Raw genomic sequence first — 18,313 nt, forward strand, 5'->3', positions numbered from 1 at the left:
GTTTTTTTATGGTTGCGGGGCTTGTTGAAAAACATCCGATGATGCTTTATCTTAAAAGACAGAAGATTTTTCCCCCACACGCTCCTCTGCCGGTTCACAGCCGTCAGGGATCGTTTAAACCAAACGAAACAGGGTGAAAGAACAGTTTACCTTACAAATGACGGTTTCGAACCAGCTGACCATGCTTCGCATCGTGCTGGTTCCGGTTTTTGTTGCCCTGCTTCTGCAGGAGGATCCCTGGCTGAAGCTGATGGGGGGGATCGTTTTCGCCGTTGCCTCCATTACCGATGCCTATGACGGTTACCATGCCCGCAAATACGGTGAAACCACCCGGCTTGGCGCGTTTCTCGACCCCCTTGCCGACAAATTTCTCATTACCGCGGCATTTCTGCTCTATGTTCATATGGGCTATCTTGTGCTCTGGATGGTGATTCTGGTTGCTGTCAGGGATATACTCATCACCGTGCTCAGGGTTTATGCGGAATTCATGGATCGTCCGGTGGTGACCAGCCGTGAGGCCAAGTATAAAACGCTTGCCCAGAACCTGTTTGCTTACGTAATCATGGTGCTGCTTCTCATGAAGGAGAAGGTTTTTTTCGGCAGCCGGTTTTCGAAGGCCATCGAACGGGTTCTCCAGTCCGATTACCTCGACCATGTCATGCTTGCCGTTACGCTTTTTACCGTTTACACCGGAGTTTCCTACCTTGTGGCAAACTGGAATGTTTCCATTCGTCCTTCCGGGAGGGAACGGTAGGTTATGAGAATGATGCTTGCCAGAGCACTCTCGACCTGCCTCGGTCTCGGCTATTTTCCGTTTGCTCCCGGCACTGTGGTGAGTTTTGTCGCCGTGTGCTGTTATCTCGGTTTTCCGGCTTTTCAGGACGTTTTTTTTACCACCTGTGCCGTTGCGCTCTCTGCCGCTGCGGGCGTCTGGTCGGGAGGGGTCATGGAAGAGGAATACGGAGAGGATCCCTCTATCGTTACGATCGATGAACTTGCCGGTCAGTGGCTCGCCCTTGCCGCGCTTCCGGCAACTCCCCTTGCCGTGCTGCTTGGTTTCCTGTTTTTCCGTTTTTTCGATATCGCCAAACCCGGCCCTGTCGACCAGGTTCAGCACTTTCGGGGAGGGTGGGGCATCATGGCAGACGATCTGCTCGCCGGCATTCTGGCCAATCTCTCGGTTCGGGCTGTTCTCGGTGCTGCCGCGTTTTTTCAGGCCGGAATGCCGCTGTAGAACTCCCTTATCCTTTTCAGTACGGCTTCGGCGGTCATGCCGGTCTCCCGGTAGAGCTCCGGCATGCTGCCGTGAGTGATAAACCGGTCGGGCAGGCCGATTTTCAGTACCGGACGCGCTATCCCTTTTTCGTTGAGGCAGTCGATGACCGCGCTCGACATGCCTCCGATGACGCTGTTTTCCTCGATAACGGCAAAGTGGGTTGAGCATTCGGCAAGTTTTTCGACAAGTGCGCTGTCCAGCGGCTTGAGAAAACGCATGTTGGCGACTGAAATCTTAAGTCCTTCTTCTTGCAGTGCATCGGCCACCTCGAGAGCCATGCCGGTAAGGGGACCGGCAGAAAGCAGGGCGATCTGCGATCCCTCTCGCAGAAGGACGCCCTTTCCGTTCTCGACCGGCGTAAAGGTTTTGCGGAGTGTGATGCCTCTCCCGTTGCCTCTCGGGTAACGGATCGCTACCGGTCCGCTGATTTCATAGAGTGCCGTATAGAGCATGTCTCGCAGTTCCTGTTCATCGGCCGGTACCATTACCGAAAGGTTCGGAACAGCATGCAGGTAGGAAAGGTCGAACGATCCGTGGTGGGTCGGCCCGTCCTCTCCCACAAGCCCGGCACGGTCGATGGCGAACACCACATGAAGGTTTTGCTGCGCCACATCATGAATTATCTGATCGTAGGCGCGCTGAAGAAAGGTGGAGTAGATGGCGCAGACCGGTTTGAACCCCAGTGTCGCCTGACCTGCGGCAAAGGTGACGGCATGTGCTTCCGCAATGCCGACATCGTAGAAGCGATTCGGCAGGGCGTTCTGAAAGAGATCCAGAGAGGTGCCGCTCGGCATGGCAGCGGTTATGGCTGTTATGAGCGGGTCCTTCAGGGCAAGTTCCACCAGGGCTTCGCCAAATACCTCCTGGTATTTAGGAGGCTGCGGTTTGCCGTTGCTTTTCGGCGTTATGCCCGTAACCCTGTCGAATCCTCCGCTGTGGGCGTGCCATTTGCTCTGGTTGTCTTCGGCAGGCTTGAATCCCTTGCCTTTGGTCGTGATGACGTGGAGCAGTTTCGGATGGGGCAATGCCTGCATCTCCCGGAGCGCCTTGACCAGCTGTTCCATGTTGTGCCCGTCTATAGGGCCGAAATAGCGCAAGCCGAGCGCCTCGAAAAAAGCTCCCGGAGTGAAGGCGGCCTTGAAGCCGTCCTCGAGTTTTCTTACCGCGTTTTTCGCGGCATCACCGAACTCGTTGTTCAGGAGTGAAATGGAGTTCCAGATGAATTTGCGGGTACGGTTGTAGGTCTTGTTGAGCGTGATGTTGATCAGATGGGTTTTCAGGCCCCCGGTGCTGGGAGAAATAGCCATCTGGTTGTCGTTGAGAATTACCAGGACATCGCTTTTCAGGTCGCCGAGGTGGTTCATGGCTTCGAACGCCATTCCTCCGGTCATGCTGCCGTCGCCGATCACTGCAATAACCTTTTCGTCGCTTCCCGCCAGATCACGGGCGGCAGCCAGTCCGGCGGCTGCAGAAATGGAAGTGGACGCATGCCCGGTGCCGAACGCGTCGTGCGGGCTCTCCGTCATTTTCGGGAAACCTGCAAGACCGCCGTACTGCCGGTTGGTGTGCATACGCTCTCTTCTGCCGGTCAGGATTTTGTGTACATAGGCCTGATGGCCGACATCCCAGATGATTTTGTCATGAGGCGTGTTATAGACGTGGTGGAGGGCGACGGTCAGTTCGACAACCCCGAGCGTTGAGGCGAAATGGCCTCCGTTTTCGGCTACCAGATCGATTACCTCTTTACGACACTCTCCGGCAAGCCGCTGAAGTTCCGGAATCGAAAGTTTTTTAAGGTCATCCGGCGACTGAATTGCCGAAAGGAGGGGTGTTCCCCTAAGGGCGGGAAGCGTTACTGAATCTGGCATGTGGTTACCTTATCTGTTGATGATTACGGGTATTGTCCCATATTCCTATAGTAACCCGGCAAATCTTTTCCCGGTTCCGCTTCCGGGCTGCGGTTTCAGATACCGGAAATCTGCAGAAGAACCGTACGTTCGGGTCTCGGGCCGTCAAGCTCGATAAAAAATACCGATTGCCATTGGCCGAGCAGCAGGTCACCTCCTGAAAAGGGTATCGATTCGGATGTGTTCATGAAGAGACCGAGCAGGTGTGAGTGGGCATTGTCGCGACCATCAATCGGGCTGATGTTGTGGCTGTAGTTACCGTCACGCGGCACCAGCCGCTTGAGGAAGGTTACCATATCCTCAAGCAGGTGTTCTTCCTTTTCATTGATATTGATGAAGGCGGTGGTATGCCGGCTGATGACTGTGACTGTTCCGTTCCGAAGGCCCGAGCTGCTTACGGCATTTCTGATTTCTGCAGTGATGTCGATGATTTCGACAGGGCTCACGGTTTTCACCGAAATGGTTTTTGTGATGATCTGCATCAAGTCGTCCTCTTCAGGTTGACAGGTTTTTTGAAAATCAGCAGGTTATAACCACCCCTTCATGCGGGGCAAGCATGATATGCAGGGTATCGGCAGCCAGATGCATGCTGTTTTTTTTGTCGCCCTCGACAGTGCTCAGAAGGTTTATCCCTTCATAAGCGAGATTCAGCAGCACAGGGTGGCTGAAGGCAATCTCGATACCGGTAACGCTGAAGTTGGCGATAACGAATGCATGTTCATTTTCGGTGAACCTGTGGTATCCGAAACAGTAGGATGAGTTCGATGCGTTCAGGTGCAGCCACTCGATGCGTCCTTCCTGAAAAACCGCCCTTTTCTGCAGAGCGAAAAGTTCACGGTAGAGTGCGTGCAGTTCGGGGTGCTCTTTTTCCTCGGCCTGCAGGAGCAGCTGCACGGGAATTTTCTTTTTGAACCCTTCCATCTGGTCCTGGTGCACAAGGTGCATGCCGGGCGAGGTCAGCATCACCAGTGCGGCGGCGCTGTTGTTCAGGCCCATTTTTTCCGCTGCGCGGGGTTCGTCATGGTTCTCGAGAAAGCGGCAGAGGTGTTTCTGGTAGTGCCATTGCGCCTGCATATGTCCCATGAGTTTTTCGATGTTTGCCGGCACATGGGTAATATAGTCGTAGAAGGGCTTGTCGTAGGTGAAATCGAATCCGAGCTGCTGCAGTTCCCACTCCTTGTTCCAGTAGGATTCAGCGAGAAAAAGAAAATCAGGGTGATGATCCTTGACGGTTTTTATTGCGGTTGTCCAGAACTCATCGCTCATGGGACCGCTCAGATTGCTCCAGGTTGTATTGAATACGTTCTTCAGGACAAGCATGGCGACATCGCAACGCACGGCATCGCACTGGCCGGCGATGGTCAGGAGATTTCCGGTCATCATTTCGTGTGTGCCGGGATTGGCGTAATTCAACTGCAGGGTATCGGTCCAGGGAGGGAAATAAGGGTCCTTGCCGTAAGCAAGGTATTTTCCTTCCGCATATTCGAAGCATGATTCCGGGTCGTGACGCTGCTCATCGGCAGAGATGGGTATGAAATATTCCGGGTGTTCGGGAAGCCACCTGTTGTCGAGGGCAAGGTGATTCGGTACAAAATCCAGCATGAGCCTGATGCCGGAAAGCCCGAGTTTTTCGCGAAATGCTTTCAGCTCCTTTTCTCCTCCGAGCGCGCTGTTGACCGTGTAGGATGGTATGGAGTAGGGAGAGGATACGATATCGTCCGGATCGACGGCTCCAAGGTGTTCAAGAAACGTGGTTCTGAGCCCGGGGTGTCCCGTGGCGATAGCCTTGCTGTAGCGGCTTGGCTGCCAGACGCCCATCAGCCATACGTAATCGAATCCACACTCGCTGAAAAAACGGAATTCCTCGTCGGGAACCGTTGCAAGTGTGATTTTTCTGTTGTGTCTGTCGCTCAGCTTCCGGAGCCAGACCCGTGTGTTGATTTCGAATACCAGTGGGAACATGAATGGATGTTGTGGTTCATAATGTGTCAGGCATAAAGTAGTACAAATATAGCAACTGCCGGCAGCAAAACTAATGGATGCAATGACCAATAGTGGATAATCCTGCCGACAACGGCACCCGATGGAATAATGAAAAGACCACCTGCCCCCTTGCAGGAGAAGGTTTGGAAATTGCGTACTTTTTCAAGGGATTTCGATTCATCCATAGCTTATGAGAGGCGCCATGAAGCGGAAAAAAAATGCAGGGCACAAAGATATGCCGAAGGGCAGTTCCGTAAAAAAGGCTGTCAGGGCGAACCTTTCAGGAAAGATCGGTCAGCCGGCAGGAACACTGTTCCATACGGGACGGCAGAAAACCGAGCGTCCGGTCATTACGGTTTTCGGTTATGATGAAACCGGCTTTTTTTACCGTGAACTTGAATCGCTCCATGAGTGCGCACAGTACAAAGAGCGGTTCAAGGTGCTCTGGATCAATATTGACGGCCTGCATGAGGTTCGGGTTATCGAAGAAACCGGGAAATTGTTCGGAATCCATCCGCTGACCCTGGAGGATATTCTGCATACCGTGCAGAGACCGAAAATCGAGGAGTTCGACAGCTATCTCTTTCTTGTGCTCAGAGCCCTCGAACTCGATACGGACTCGGGAGCTGTTGCCGAAGAGCAGATGAGCATGGTTATTGGAAGCAATTACCTGATCACCTTTCAGGAGAAGCCGGGGGACATGTTCGATGCGACGAGGGAGCGAATCCGGAACGAGGGTACCGCCGTCAGGAAACGAGGTGCCGATTACCTCGCCTATAGCCTTATCGACGCAGTTGTCGATCATTATTTCACGGTTCTCGAGCACTTCGAGAACCGCATAGAACAACTCGATGCCAATCTGCCGGAAACGGTCGGGTACGATATGTTTCAGAACATGTACTTGCTGAAAAAGGAGCTCATTCTTCTGAGGAAGTCGGTATGGCCTCTTCGCGAGATTATAAACAGCCTGAGCCGTGAACAGTACAGCACGATCGACAGCACATCGACCCATCCCTTTTTCAGGGATCTTTACGATAACATCATCCTTATCATTGAAAGTGTTGAAACCTACCGGGATATCGTTATCGGCATGCACGACACATGGCTTGCCATTGTCAACAACCGGATGAACGAAATTATGAAGGTTCTGACCATTATCGCTACCGTGTTCATGCCTCTTTCATTCCTTGCCGCAGTGTACGGCATGAATTTCCGTTACATGCCGGAGCTTGAATGGCATTGGGGGTATTTTTCAGTTCTTGGTGTAATGGCGGTCATTTTTGTCGGTATGATGCGTTATTTTCATACGAAACGGTGGTTTTAAGTCCTGATCCCGCTGGTATTCAATGTTTTTCTTCATATTTTGCCTTTTTCTGTCCTGTAAAGTAGGTCAGCCCGGCTACGACAAGCGCAATGGCTCCGCCCAGGTAGAGTATTTCTGTTTCTCCGTGCCATTTTACCACATGGCCCAGAAAGACCACAGCCATGACCACTACGATCACGCCGATCAGCTTGCCTTTCAGATCGTCGAGATTGTGGATTACAAGCCACTCGGGCAGGGAGATGGTATCGTCGATAAATAGTTCATATAACCCAAGCGACATGATGTAGAGCGCCGTTGCAACAAGAAAGATATCGGCGTTTTCTATGAATCCGAGAGCAAGCACCTTTGCTCCCTTCGACGAGACTGTGCTGTTCAGTACCGTATCGGTGATCTGCTGCATGACGGAAATGCCCCCGTAGATCAGGAGGGTCAGCGCTGAAAGGAAAGTCCCTGCCACAGCGATCATGATGAGGTACCGGGTTGAAGAGAGCAGTTGCCGTACGATGGCCATAATGATTTGTTTGAGTGGTTAACTTATTTCTTTACAAGAATATAAAAATTCCGTTCCATACTCCAAACGGATTAGGTCGGGTTGCGTCCGCGTTTCCGGCATCTTTTGATCAGTGTTTTAACCGCTTCATGCATATGACTACAGATAAACTGATTTGCGATTTTTCGACTCCGCACTGTCTTGACTGGTACAGCGTTGACGATGTTGTGATGGGGGGGGCCTCGGGGAGCCGTTTTTACCGAAACCCCGACAGCACAGGCACCTTCGAGGGGACTCTTTCAACGGAAAATAGCGGGGGTTTCGCTTCGGTACGAACCTTTCTGCCCGAGCGTGACTTCAGCGCTTATGCAGGTATCAGGCTGCGGATACGGGGTGATGGAAAACGCTACAGTTTCCGGATACGTAACGATGACCGTTTTGACGGAATAGTCTACAAAAGCGATTTCGATACCGTTCCGGACGCGTGGATGGAGGTTTCGCTTCCTTTTTCGGAATTCAAGGCGGCATTCAGGGGGCGGACGGTTGAGGGTACGCATCCCATCGACGCTTCAAATATCGTGCAGATAGGGATTCTCGTTTCGAAAAAACAGATCGGGTCGTTCACGCTCGATATCGACTGGATCAAGGCCTATGTCGCCGGGAAGTGAACTCCCGTTTATGTAACCGATACCGGATTTACGAATCATGCTTTGGAAAGGACGCAGGCAGAGCGCCAATGTCGAGGACCGGCGGGAGCTCGTTATGGTGGTACTTGCCGATACCGATTACTCTGCAAGTTCGTTTGCGATCATCTCTGCCTGTTTCAGCACCGTCTCGGTTGCAAGAAGCTGCATGTCGGGCGGATAGCCGAACTGGCGGAGGGTGCGTTTTACGATTACTTTCAGTTTGGCTTTGACGCTCTCCTTGATGGTCCAGTCTATGGAAGCGTTTTCGCGGACTCGCTGGGTCAGGACAACGGCCAGTTCTCGAAGTTTCTCCTGCTGCATGAGTTCCCGGGCACTGTCATTGCTGGCGACTGCGGTGTAAAAGGCATATTCGAAGTCGCTGAGGCCCATGTGTTCGGCCTCCTCGTCTGACGCAACAATCTCTTTGCTGATTCTTATCAGCTCGTCCATGACTTCGGCGGCCGAGAGGATTTTGCTCTGGTATTTTCTGATGGCTGTTTCGAGCATCTCCAGCAGGCTCCTGCTCTGAACGAGGTTCTTTTTGGCGCGAACTTTGAGTTCGTCGTTGAGCAGTTTTTTGAGCACCTCAAGGGCTACGTTCTTGTGCTGAAAACCTTTCAGTTCGGCCAGAAACTCTTCGGAAAGAATGGATATATCCGGTTTTTTTATGCCGGCGGCATCGAAGACGTCAATCACTTTTTCGGAGACCAGCGCCTTGTCGATTACCTGACGAATGGTGGTTTCGATCTCTTCATTGCTGTAACCGTTGCCAGTACCGTCAAATTTGGCAAGACGCGCCTTTACTGCCTGGAAAAAGCCGACCTCGTCTTTAACGCCCATTGCCTGCTCATGCGGAATTGCAATGGCAAAGCTCTGCGAAAGGAGGGCTACTTCATTGATATAGCGCTTCCGCCCATCGTCAAGGCCGAGAATATGCTCTTCGGCGGCAAGAATGAGCGAGAGCTTCCTTGCGGTATCTGCATCGAAGTACTCTTCGTACGCAAAGCCATGGTACATCGCCGATACCACTTCGATTTTTTCAAGCATCAACGCAACAGCCTGTTCCTGCAGCAGTGTGGGATCGCCTTTTCCTCCTGAATCCGAATAGAAGGATAGCGCCTCTTTCAGGTCTGCTGCAATCCCCAGATAGTCCACCACCAGCCCGCCGGGCTTGTCTTTGTACACCCTGTTCACGCGAGCAATCGCCTGCATCAGGTTGTGCCCTTTCATGAGCTTGTCGATGTAGATGGTATGCAGTGCCGGGGCATCAAAGCCGGTGAGCCACATGTCGCAGACGATCACCAGTTTCAGCGGGTCGTCGTCGTCTTTCATGCGCTCGGCAAGCTGTTTACGCTGCTCCTTGGTGGTATGATGACCGGATAACAACGGGCCGTCACTTGAGGCTGAGGTCATCACCACCTTGATGGCGCCTTTGAGTATCTCGCCGGAATGCCATTCAGGGCGGATATTGATGATCGCGGTATACAGCTCGGCGGCAATGCGGCGTGACATGCAGACAATCATCCCCTTGCCGGCGAAAACCTCCTGCCGTGCTTCAAAGTGAATGACAATATCCTTCGCGACATTCCGGGTGCGGTTGGCACTGCCGACCAGCGCCTCCATTCTGGTCCATCTGGCCTTGCTTTTTTGCGTTTCGGTCAGCTGGTTCTGATCAAGCTCCTCATCAAGCTCGGCAATCAGTTGTTTCCCTTCTTCTCCAAGTTCTACCTTGGCCAGGCGACTTTCATAGAAAATCCGCACGGTGGCGCCATCTTCAACCGCCTGGGCTATGTCGTAGATATCGACATAGTTGCCGAAGACTGCCGGAGTGTTGATGTCGGTTTTTTCAATCGGCGTGCCGGTAAAACCCAGATAGGTGGCATTCGGCAGGGCATCGCGCAGATACTTTGCAAAGCCGTAAACAACCTTTTTGCCAACAACAGCACCATCGGCATTTTTCTCGTCGATGGTTTTGGCGGTGAATCCATACTGGGTTCGGTGTGCCTCGTCGGCGATAACAACAATGTTACGTCGCAGGGATAACTGCTCATAGACATTGCCTTCTTCGGGCTGAAACTTCTGGATGGTTGAAAAGATCACCCCTCCGGAAGCAACTTTCAAGAGTTCTTTCAACTGCTCCCGGCTCTCTGCCTGCACGGGCTTCTGCCGCAACAACTGTTTTGAAGCCGCAAAGGTGTCGAACAACTGATCGTCGAGATCGTTGCGGTCGGTTATGACCAGAATGGTCGGGTTATCGAGTACGAGCACAATCTTGCCGGTATAAAAGACCATAGAGAGCGATTTGCCAGACCCCTGGGTGTGCCAGACCACACCCGCCTTCATGTCGCCCCTAGGCTGCCCGGCGACCCCGGAAAGGCCGTAATGTTCCGGACTTTCACGTCCAACGATGACTGCACCCATGTCAACTGCCCGCAGGGTGGAAGCTACAGCGGCATTGACGGCATAGTACTGGTGATAGGCGGCCAGCTTTTTCACCGAAGTGATGGTGACGATACCGGTAAGGGGATCCTCCTTTTTGCTTTTCTCAAAAACAATGAAGTGACGCACAAGGTCGAGCAGTGTTGCCTTGTTCAGCATGCCCGTAATGAGCGTTTCAAGCTGACTGACCAGGTGCGAGGCTTCGGCTTTGCCGTCGGCACTTTTCCATGCCATGAATCGGGAGAAGCCGGCAGAAAGCGATCCTGCCCGGGCCTCAAGACCGTCAGAGATGACGACAATGGCATTTGCAGTGAAGAGCGCTGGTATGGCCTGTTTGTAAGTCTCAATCTGACGGAACGCTGACTTGATGGTTGCGTTTTCATCGGTAGCATTTTTCAGCTCCAGCACCACCAGCGGAATGCCGTTGACAAAGAGCACCATGTCAGGGCGTTTGTTCTGGTGGTTCTCGATGACCGTAAACTGATTTGCCACAACAAACCCATTGTTTTCGGGAGTATCAAAATCAATCAGCCGCACCCGTTCACCCCGCTCGTTGCCGTTCTGCTGGTAGCTGACGCCCACACCTTCAGTTATCAGGCGATGAAAAGCTTCATTGTTTGCCAGAAGGTCGGGCGAAGCTATACGCTGTACCTCTTTGAGTGCAGCCTGCAGTACCGATGGAGAGTGCCGGGGATTAATGCGGCGAAGCGCAGCCTCAAGCCTTCCAGTGAGCAGCACCTCATCGTAATGACGGCGTTCAGGATCAACGCCATCAGGAGCAATATCCGGCCCGTAGACGTAGCTATACCCCTGCCGCTCAAACAGCTTGATGGCAAACTCTTCTATCGCTGATTCAGTCAAACGGCTCATTACTCTCCTCTGTTTCTTCTTCTAACTGATTGGCCTGAAATGCATTATATTCTGTCTCATACGCTTTGTAATCCACTCCGTACAAAATTTCACTTGCAGGATAGGAATAAGTGCCCATTATAAATTCACCAAAAGCTTCATCCCAAGAATCATTGAAGTCTTCTGATTCATCGTATTTCAATCGTTCAGCAGAAGGTTCTGCATCTTCAACCTGTACAGCCTCATCCTTACGCTCTTCAAAAGCACGAATAAGAAAAACCGCCACAATGACTGTACTATCAATTAAAAAATCGCGCGTTAGCAAGTCAACTTTGTTATTCCTCTCTCGAAGTTCATCCAGTGGTTTTCCGTGCGAAGTCGGACTGATTTCATTCCTAAGAGTGCCGATTTCATGACCAATAGTTCCAAGAGAAGTGGAAATTATCTTCACTAAATTATCATTCGAATAACCGAGTGCACGAAATGATTTTCTCAGAACCTCATTGACACTTGGGACAGTACCAAGCGTTATGGATTTCGATTTACAAATTTCTTTACCTATACTTTCAAGCAATGCCTTTGCATTTTCAATAGAAAGGCTAAAGTCAACCTCAAGATGGGCTTCCATTCTATCAACATAGTCGCCAAGTTCCTTCCAATGGCCATATTTTTCTATGGTTGCTCGTAGCTTTTCCATTAGTAAATCACCCTCGCTTCTCCGCTCATCAGCTTTGGTAAAAGTACATCTCGAAGATTTTGAAGTAGTTTTATTTGTTTGGCATTTGCAATCTGTTTTTCAAGTAAAGGTGTCATTATCATAGACATTTCCCTGAGTTCAGGTTCTGAAGGAACAATAACCATTGCAGCATCCAAATCTCCTCTTTTGATATGCCCCATTGTGGTTGCGTGAGCAGAAGAGATTGATATAAATTCCGCCAAGTGATATTTACACCACAACAGATAAAACCATTTCGGAAAATCAGCCGAAGTGACCTTAAACAGGTGCTGGTTCAACACACACCTTTCTCCATCCCAAACTTTTACCATGAGCGACGCAGACCACGCAAATATCACATCGCCGAATTCTACAATGTACTCCGGTTTAACCTTACTCATTGCCCAATCTGATAACTCGGTTATTCCACTGCTTAATTCTTTAATTTTGAGTACAGGCAGTTTTTCAATTTCATTTTGAGGAGGATATTTCTGACAAGCTAAACCGTTCAGAAAATCGGCAATACTACTCAAAGGCCTTTCCTTCCACTCCTCCTGCGCTTCTTCGATAAACCACTGGCGAAAGAGGGTTTCGGCCATGGATTCAAGGGTTTTGTTCTGGCGATGCAGCAGGTCGATTTTGTCGTCGAGGCTGCTGAGGACTGCGGCAATTGCTTTTTGTTCGGAAAGGGGTGGAAGATATGCTGGCACAAGATGAACATGATTTCTGTTCAACGTTGGATTTGATGAGCCAACATCATATCGAGCAAACTCAAACCCAGTAAGAAAATAATAAATGAATCGCGGGAAGTTACCGTGAAAATGTTTTATCCACAACGTTGTATCGTGAGGCCAAAACTGATCAGGTAAATAGAATACTGTGCCGAGCGTGCCCTTTCGACCAATTACAATACCGGGGCCCTTAACTTTCCATTCATTGTGCCAACTTTTGATTCCCGATGAAGAAACAACAGGATATTTACCGACTTTTTGATCTTTTTGGGTAATATCAAAACCTCGCTGTAATGTGATTATTTCACCTAATAAACATTTCCGCCATCCACTCCGGCCCTCATTCATCGCAACCTCCCAATTCAGCTTCAATCTGCTCGATACTCGGCAGGGATGACTGGAATTCTATCGGTAACTGTTTCATTAACTGGTATTCACTGATGCCTATTGGTTTGTCAATACCTTTCAATGCATATTCTGCAACAAGTTCATTTTTGTCCTGGCATAAAATCAAACCAATGGTTGGCTGGTCATCAACATGTTTGAGCGTTCCATCCACAACATTGCAATAAAAATTCAGTTTCCCTGCATATTCCGGTTTAAACGTTCCTTTTTTCAGCTCTATAACTATAAAACAACGCAACTTGAGATGATAAAACAGCAGATCGATATAAAAATCATCATCTCCGATACTCAAAGGGTATTGCCTGCCTACAAAGGCAAATCCGGTACCAAGTTCCATCAGAAATTTTTCCATATGCCTGAGCAGCGTTGTTTCCAGTTCCCGTTCATGATAGGGTTCGGTGAGCGTCAGGAAATCAAACAGATAGGGGTCTTTCAGTGCCTGCCGAGCCATGTCGGATTGCCCGGGAGGCAGCAGGGTACTGAAATTTGAAAGTTTGCAACCTTCTCTTGCATGCAGTTGACTTTCGTACATCAACGCGAGCACATTGCGGCTCCAGCCATGCAGCAACGCCTGCTGCATGTAAAACAGCCTGTGTTGACGATCTTTGACCTTTTCCAGGAGCAGGATGTTATGTCCCCAGGGCAGAGAAAAAATCAGAGACTCGATTTTTGCCTCGGGCTGTGGCAAATTTGAGGGTTGCCTGTTTTTTGCCACAGCCTGTGGCAAAAACGGATCGGCATCAGGGTATTCGCGATAAAAAGCAATCATACGCCCGATGTTACGTATCGAATAACCTTTGATTTCAGGTAATAAATTATTGATATCACGACTCAACCGTGGAATAATGGCGCTTCCCCATCCTTCCTGCTGTTGGCGCTGGGCAATAAGTTTTCCGGTTTCCCAGTAAAGAATGAGTAACTCCCGGTTAACGGAAAAAACCGCCTTCTGTTGTGCCTGTCTGATTTTTATCTGAACCAGCTCCAGCAATTCATTATACAATCGGTTATTTTCGTTCATATTTTCACCCTCGCCAGATTCTCCAGAATTGCCTTGTTGAGTGCGGCTTCTTCCTCCAACTGCGCTTCAAACTCAGCCTTCAGTGCGGCAAAGCGTTCGGCAAAATCAAAGTCGTCCTCTTCCTCAGCAAGGCCGACATAGCGTCCCGGCGTGAGCACGTAGTCGAGTTCCTGCACCCGTTCCAGCGACACGGAGGCACAAAAGCCTTTGCTGTCCACATACTCACCTTCGCCGGTTCGCCAGACGTGATAGGTTTTGGCAATGGTGTCGATATCCTCAGCTGAGAGCTCACGGGTACGGCGATTGATGAGGTGGCCAAGGTTACGCGCATCGATAAAAAGAATCTCATTCTTTCGAGGGTGACCGTTGTTGCGAGCCCGGTTCAGAAACCATAGAGCGGCAGGAATCTGTGTGTTCAGAAAGAGCTTGGCGGGCAGATTGACAATGCAGTCAATCAGGTTGCCGTCGGCTATCATGGATTTACGGATGTCGCCCTCACCGCTGCTTTTACTGGTGAGTGCTCCTTTGGCAAGTACGACCCCGGCTTTGCCGTTGGGAGCGAGGTGAAAGATGAAGTGCTGCAGCCATGCGAAGTTGGCATTGCCTGCCGGTGGAATGCCGTATTTCCATCGGCCGTCACCACGCAGTTGTTCGCCGCTCCAGTCGCTGTCGTTAAAAGGCGGATTGGCAATAACGTAATCAGCCTTCAGGTCTTTGTGGGCATCGTTGAGAAAGGAGCCTTCGCTGTTCCATTTTACCTGTGAGCTGTCGATACCCCGAATGGCGAGGTTGATCTTTGCCAGACGCCAGGTGGTCTGGTTGCTCTCCTGACCGTAAATGGAAATATCTTTCACCCGGCCTTGATGCTCGGTAATAAACCGCTCCGACTGCACAAACATGCCGCCGGAGCCACAGCAGGGATCCAGTACCCTGCCTTTGTAGGGCTCGAGCATTTCGACAAGCAGTTCAACAATGCTGCGCGGAGTATAGAACTGTCCGCCCTGCTTGCCTTCGGCAAGGGCGAATTCGCCGAGGAAGTATTCGAAGACGTGACCGAGCACGTCGCGGCTCCGTGACCTGGCATCCCCCAGGGCGATATTGCCCATAAGGTCTATCAGACCACCAAGGCTTGCCGGGTCGAGATTCTGGCGCGCATAGACCTTGGGCAGAACACCCTTGAGCATGGGATTTTCCTTTTCAATAATATCCATCGCTTCATCGACAAGGATGCCGATATCCGGCTGGCGGGCACTCGTCAGCAAATAAGACCAGCGTGCTTGCTGAGGCACAAAGAAAATGTTTTCTCCCTTGTACTCGTCCTTGTCTTCCGGGTCGGCTCCCGCATATTCACCTTCACCAGCCTGAAGTTTGGTGTACATCTCCTCGAAAGAGTCGGAGATGTATTTGAGGAACATGAGACCCAGCACGATATGCTTGTATTCGGCGGCGTCGATATTTTTACGGAGCTTGTCGGCGGCTTTCCAGAGCTGTTTTTCTATGGGCTCTTCTTTTATCTCTTTTTGTGACTTGATTCGTGCCATGATTTTATTTTACAAGTGTCTTATATTTCTTGGTCTTCATCTTTTAATATTCTGACTATATTTTCGCCTTTAGGCAAAATCAAGGAAGTATATGTCGCGCATTTTTCAGGTATTGGTGCCCAAGCGAAATTACTTTTTCTCCATTTATTTGCTATAAATTCCATCAAACTATTTATAAATCCTGAGGGTGCCATGCCTGTGATTTCATAATCCTTGAAATAATGCCCAAGGGTGCCAAAACCGGCATAATATCGATCGTACGTTACCAAAGTATCTTTACTGCTTGCAATACAGTTTATGTGCTCTGTTTTATCTTTGATTGCATGGCCTAATGCGGTTAAAAACTTATTTTTAATTTTCTTATCTGATTCAAATACAAAAAGACCTGACCATATAGCATCTTCATCCGATTTAATTTTATTACATATTTTTTCAATTTTTATAAGTTTTTGTATGGCTTCAATCTTTTTCTTATTACTGTTTAATGTCTTCTTTACTTCTATAACGCCAAGAACGGAATCAGGGTTCGCTAATAAGAAATCACCATCTTTAAATACGGTTGGTTTTGATGCATCAACTATCAATATGTCGATTTGAGAAGAGCACTCATTATTAGTAACAACAAAGCCGCGGCCAGCAATAACCGACTCAGGCAAATAACGTCTTAGCAATGAACGTAAAGCAGTTTCTTTATCTTCACCGATAGTGAGCCAATGATTTTTAACCAGACTTTCTATTCTGTCTTTAATGGAAAAAAGTTCTTCTGTTACCGATTTATGAAAAGCATAAAAATCTGGTTTTGTGTTTTTTGAAATCATGTTTTGGCTCCTTTATTGACTTGTTTCTTTATTTCAATCTTTTCAAGGATATCTTTTGTGCCAAGGATAACGGGATGCTCGGGGCTGCCTTTTTTCAGCAAGGTCGATGGCCTGGAGGATTCAGGTTTCGGCTTGTTCTGAAACTCCCCAGGGCTGTAGAGCAGGATTGCTTGCTTGGTGAGTTTTTTCCATGCCGGGTTGCCTTTTGTGGTGAAGACAGGCAGCATGGCCGGGAGTGGTGGCGTATGACCATGGGGTTACCGGGTTTTTTACTCTGAAATCGGGTGTAAGTGATAATATAGTAAAGGGTTTTTGATTTCGGGAGGAGTTGCGGGGATAGTGAGAGACGCCGTAAAGTTCTTGTACGGCTCGAGTGTCGGCTTGGACGACAGGGGAGGGTGATTTCGCTGCGGCATTCATAATTGCTCACGAAGTGGGGCATTACCGAGAAGGTCATGGCAATGAAAGGGAGGGTTTCCGAAGAGGAGTTCAACAGGTACATGGTTCGCCTCGAACTGCAGGCCGACTTTTTTGCCGGTGTCCGGGAGTATTATGCAAAACGGATGAATTTGCTGGAATCCGGAGACCTCGAGGAGGCGGTGAATGCCGCGGGGGCGGTGGGGGATGATCGTATCCAGAAACAGAGCCGGGGGTACGCGGTGCCGGATTCCTTCACCCACGGCACCTCCGAACAGCGCATGCGCTGGTTCTATAAAGGCTTCACGACCGGAGACGTCACCGCCGGCGATACCTTTTTCGGCGGAGCGCTGTGAGAGGGAGTTATAGCCTGACCGTAATGCCCCGGTCGCGCAGGTACTGTTTGGCCTGGCGGATGGAGTACTGGCGGAAGTGGAAGATGGATGCGGCCAATGCAGCATCGGCTTTTCCTTTGGTGAATCCGTCGTAGAGATGTTCGAGATTGCCCGCTCCTCCCGAGGCGATAACGGGAATGTGTACCGAAGTGGAGACCTTCGAAAGAATGTCGTTGTCGTACCCTTCCTGTGTGCCGTCGCGGTCCATGCTTGTAAGCAGTATTTCTCCCGCTCCCAGTTCCTGCACCATCTGCGCCCATTCCACCGCTTCATACGTGGAGGGTTTTCTGCCGGAGTGGGTATGCACCATGTGCCGGCCCTCTTTTTTTTTAACGTCGATGGCAACCACCACTGCCTGGGATCCATATTTTTCGGCAATGCGCGAAATCAGCTCCGGCTTTTCGATCGCTGCGGTGTTGACCGACACCTTGTCGGCTCCGTGCATGAAAATCTCGCGGGCGCGTTCGACTGAGCTTATGCCTCCTCCGACGGTGAGCGGAATGAATACCTCGCCCGAAACTTTCAACACCTCCTCCAGAGTGGTCTTGCGTGACTCTATGGATGCAGATATATCGAGAAATACCAGTTCGTCGGCAAGTTCGCTGTTGTAGAAGCGGGCCTGTTCCAGGATCGATCCGGCGTCCCTGAGTCCTTCGAAGTTGATTCCCTTGACGACCCTGCCGCCCGTGACATCGAGGCAGGGAATGATTCTTTTTGCTAACATGAGGCGAGTTTGAATTTCGCGTTTCTCCAACCAAGAAATCAATAAACATAAAATCTCCAACAAAATCGTAAAGGTATTATATTGAGATCGCCTTGACAGCCGGCTCTGCCGGGTGCTGACGCGGCCATTCAGATCCTGTGATTCCATATGCTGTTCACCTCCTTTTCACAATCCGGTCAATCCGGGGAGTTGCAGTGCACAGGGTTTCCATTCAGAGGAAAAAAAGAGGGAGGAGCCATGAAGTTTCCTGTTTGTGACTACGCCGATTCCGTAGAGGGTTTTTATTCCCAGTGTGCAGGATGCCCGATCGAAAGCAGGGCCCCCGGGTGTGCACTCGACGAGATGGATGACGGCACCTATGAGTTTCAGGGCGAAACGCCGCATGGCGGCGTGCGTGCAGTGTTTTTTTTCAAGGATAATGCCGGTAACCAGGTTTCAAAATACGATGCAGTTCATGTCGAGATTCACGAACTCGATGCATCGGGAATGCTGGTGACGATTCTGTATGGCATGGTTGATCCTGAAGGGTTGATCTACCTGAAAAAATCCCCCCGCAGTGGCGCCGCAGATTAATGAACACTGCTTCACGTTTATA

The 18,313-nt window shown here is 50.2% G+C and carries 18 protein-coding genes and 1 pseudogene; 6 read left to right on the plus strand and 13 right to left on the minus strand.

All coding sequences use genetic code 11. From position 1 onward, the window contains the following. Window positions 1–157: 157 nt before the first annotated feature. Together pgsA and K9G39_RS03420 are read left to right on the plus strand one after the other, a co-directional pair. Window positions 158–754: a CDP-diacylglycerol--glycerol-3-phosphate 3-phosphatidyltransferase gene (gene pgsA / locus K9G39_RS03415; protein ID WP_292003530.1), complete on the plus strand. Its 597-nt coding sequence runs from the start codon at window positions 158–160 to the stop codon at window positions 752–754. 3 nt (window positions 755–757) lie between these two features. Continuing rightward, window positions 758–1,234 carry a phosphatidylglycerophosphatase A gene (locus K9G39_RS03420; protein ID WP_292003531.1) on the plus strand — a complete coding sequence of 159 codons (477 nt, stop codon included), beginning with the start codon at window positions 758–760 and terminating at the stop codon, window positions 1,232–1,234. Here K9G39_RS03420 and dxs read toward each other — a convergent pair. The 4 genes from dxs to K9G39_RS03440 all read right to left on the minus strand — a co-directional run bounded on the left by dxs (window position 1,213) and on the right by K9G39_RS03440 (window position 5,351). Continuing rightward, complete coding sequence (dxs, locus tag K9G39_RS03425; RefSeq protein WP_292003532.1) at window positions 1,213–3,144, minus strand: 1-deoxy-D-xylulose-5-phosphate synthase; 1,932 nt, start codon at window positions 3,142–3,144, stop codon at window positions 1,213–1,215. The genes K9G39_RS03420 and dxs overlap by 22 nt on opposite strands. A 95-nt stretch (window positions 3,145–3,239) precedes the next feature. Then, complete coding sequence (locus K9G39_RS03430; protein ID WP_292003533.1) at window positions 3,240–3,665, minus strand: secondary thiamine-phosphate synthase enzyme YjbQ; 426 nt, start codon at window positions 3,663–3,665, stop codon at window positions 3,240–3,242. A gap of 37 nt (window positions 3,666–3,702) precedes the next feature. Beyond that, a complete protein-coding gene (locus K9G39_RS03435; RefSeq protein ID WP_292003534.1) occupies window positions 3,703–5,145 on the minus strand; it encodes an alpha-amylase family glycosyl hydrolase in 1,443 nt (480 codons plus the stop codon). A 26-nt stretch (window positions 5,146–5,171) separates the two neighbouring features. After that, on the minus strand, window positions 5,172–5,351 hold the full coding sequence (locus K9G39_RS03440; RefSeq protein WP_292003535.1) for a hypothetical protein: 180 nt from the start codon (window positions 5,349–5,351) through the stop codon (window positions 5,172–5,174). Window positions 5,352–5,368: 17 nt separating this feature from the next. Here K9G39_RS03440 and corA point away from each other — a divergent pair, with 17 nt between their 5' ends. Next, entirely contained in the window at window positions 5,369–6,490 is a 1,122-nt protein-coding gene (gene corA, locus K9G39_RS03445; RefSeq protein ID WP_292003536.1) for a magnesium/cobalt transporter CorA, read from the plus strand. Between the two features lie 19 nt (window positions 6,491–6,509). On the opposite strand, the gene K9G39_RS03450 is transcribed toward corA, so the two are convergent. Further along, complete coding sequence (locus K9G39_RS03450; protein ID WP_292003537.1) at window positions 6,510–7,001, minus strand: YqhA family protein; 492 nt, start codon at window positions 6,999–7,001, stop codon at window positions 6,510–6,512. Between the two features lie 134 nt (window positions 7,002–7,135). Here K9G39_RS03450 and K9G39_RS03455 point away from each other — a divergent pair, with 134 nt between their 5' ends. Continuing rightward, window positions 7,136–7,648, plus strand: a complete 513-nt coding sequence (locus K9G39_RS03455; protein ID WP_363319357.1) for a CIA30 family protein — start codon at window positions 7,136–7,138, stop codon at window positions 7,646–7,648. 117 nt (window positions 7,649–7,765) lie between these two features. On the opposite strand, the gene K9G39_RS03460 is transcribed toward K9G39_RS03455, so the two are convergent. From K9G39_RS03460 to K9G39_RS03490, 7 genes are read right to left on the minus strand one after another with little or no spacing between them, the layout of a single operon-like run. Next, complete coding sequence (locus K9G39_RS03460; RefSeq protein WP_292003539.1) at window positions 7,766–10,975, minus strand: type I restriction endonuclease subunit R; 3,210 nt, start codon at window positions 10,973–10,975, stop codon at window positions 7,766–7,768. Then, window positions 10,959–11,651 carry an abortive infection family protein gene (locus K9G39_RS03465; RefSeq protein WP_292003540.1) on the minus strand — a complete coding sequence of 231 codons (693 nt, stop codon included), beginning with the start codon at window positions 11,649–11,651 and terminating at the stop codon, window positions 10,959–10,961. The genes K9G39_RS03460 and K9G39_RS03465 overlap by 17 nt, the downstream gene beginning before the upstream one ends. Continuing rightward, window positions 11,651–12,772, minus strand: coding sequence for a restriction endonuclease subunit S (locus K9G39_RS03470; protein ID WP_292003541.1), 1,122 nt, complete (start codon window positions 12,770–12,772; stop codon window positions 11,651–11,653). Before K9G39_RS03470 ends, K9G39_RS03465 begins: the two co-directional genes overlap by 1 nt. Continuing rightward, entirely contained in the window at window positions 12,741–13,823 is a 1,083-nt protein-coding gene (locus K9G39_RS03475; RefSeq protein WP_292003542.1) for a PDDEXK nuclease domain-containing protein, read from the minus strand. Before K9G39_RS03475 ends, K9G39_RS03470 begins: the two co-directional genes overlap by 32 nt. Continuing rightward, complete coding sequence (locus K9G39_RS03480) at window positions 13,820–15,364, minus strand: class I SAM-dependent DNA methyltransferase (protein ID WP_292003543.1); 1,545 nt, start codon at window positions 15,362–15,364, stop codon at window positions 13,820–13,822. Before K9G39_RS03480 ends, K9G39_RS03475 begins: the two co-directional genes overlap by 4 nt. Window positions 15,365–15,384: 20 nt before the next feature. Then, window positions 15,385–16,182 (minus strand): DUF6602 domain-containing protein, encoded by a 798-nt coding sequence (locus K9G39_RS03485; protein ID WP_292003544.1) that lies wholly within the window; start codon window positions 16,180–16,182, stop codon window positions 15,385–15,387. After that, the gene (locus K9G39_RS03490) at window positions 16,179–16,409 is read right to left on the minus strand and encodes a hypothetical protein (RefSeq protein WP_292003545.1); all 231 of its coding nucleotides are present in this window, start codon (window positions 16,407–16,409) and stop codon (window positions 16,179–16,181) included. The genes K9G39_RS03485 and K9G39_RS03490 overlap by 4 nt, the downstream gene beginning before the upstream one ends. 170 nt (window positions 16,410–16,579) lie before the next feature. On the opposite strand from K9G39_RS03490, the pseudogene K9G39_RS03495 reads away from it, so the two are divergent. Beyond that, a pseudogene (locus K9G39_RS03495) lies at window positions 16,580–16,955 on the plus strand (neutral zinc metallopeptidase); the annotation flags it as partial. Between the two features lie 7 nt (window positions 16,956–16,962). Here the strand turns inward: K9G39_RS03495 and hisF are convergent. After that, a complete protein-coding gene (gene hisF, locus K9G39_RS03500) occupies window positions 16,963–17,718 on the minus strand; it encodes an imidazole glycerol phosphate synthase subunit HisF (protein ID WP_292003547.1) in 756 nt (251 codons plus the stop codon). Window positions 17,719–17,955: 237 nt separating this feature from the next. On the opposite strand from hisF, the gene K9G39_RS03505 reads away from it, so the two are divergent. After that, on the plus strand, window positions 17,956–18,291 hold the full coding sequence (locus K9G39_RS03505; RefSeq protein WP_292003548.1) for a hypothetical protein: 336 nt from the start codon (window positions 17,956–17,958) through the stop codon (window positions 18,289–18,291). Window positions 18,292–18,313: the final 22 nt, after the last annotated feature.

This window comes from Chlorobium sp., from assembly GCF_021740465.1.
Taxonomy (GTDB): Bacteria; Bacteroidota; Chlorobiia; order Chlorobiales; family Chlorobiaceae; genus Chlorobium.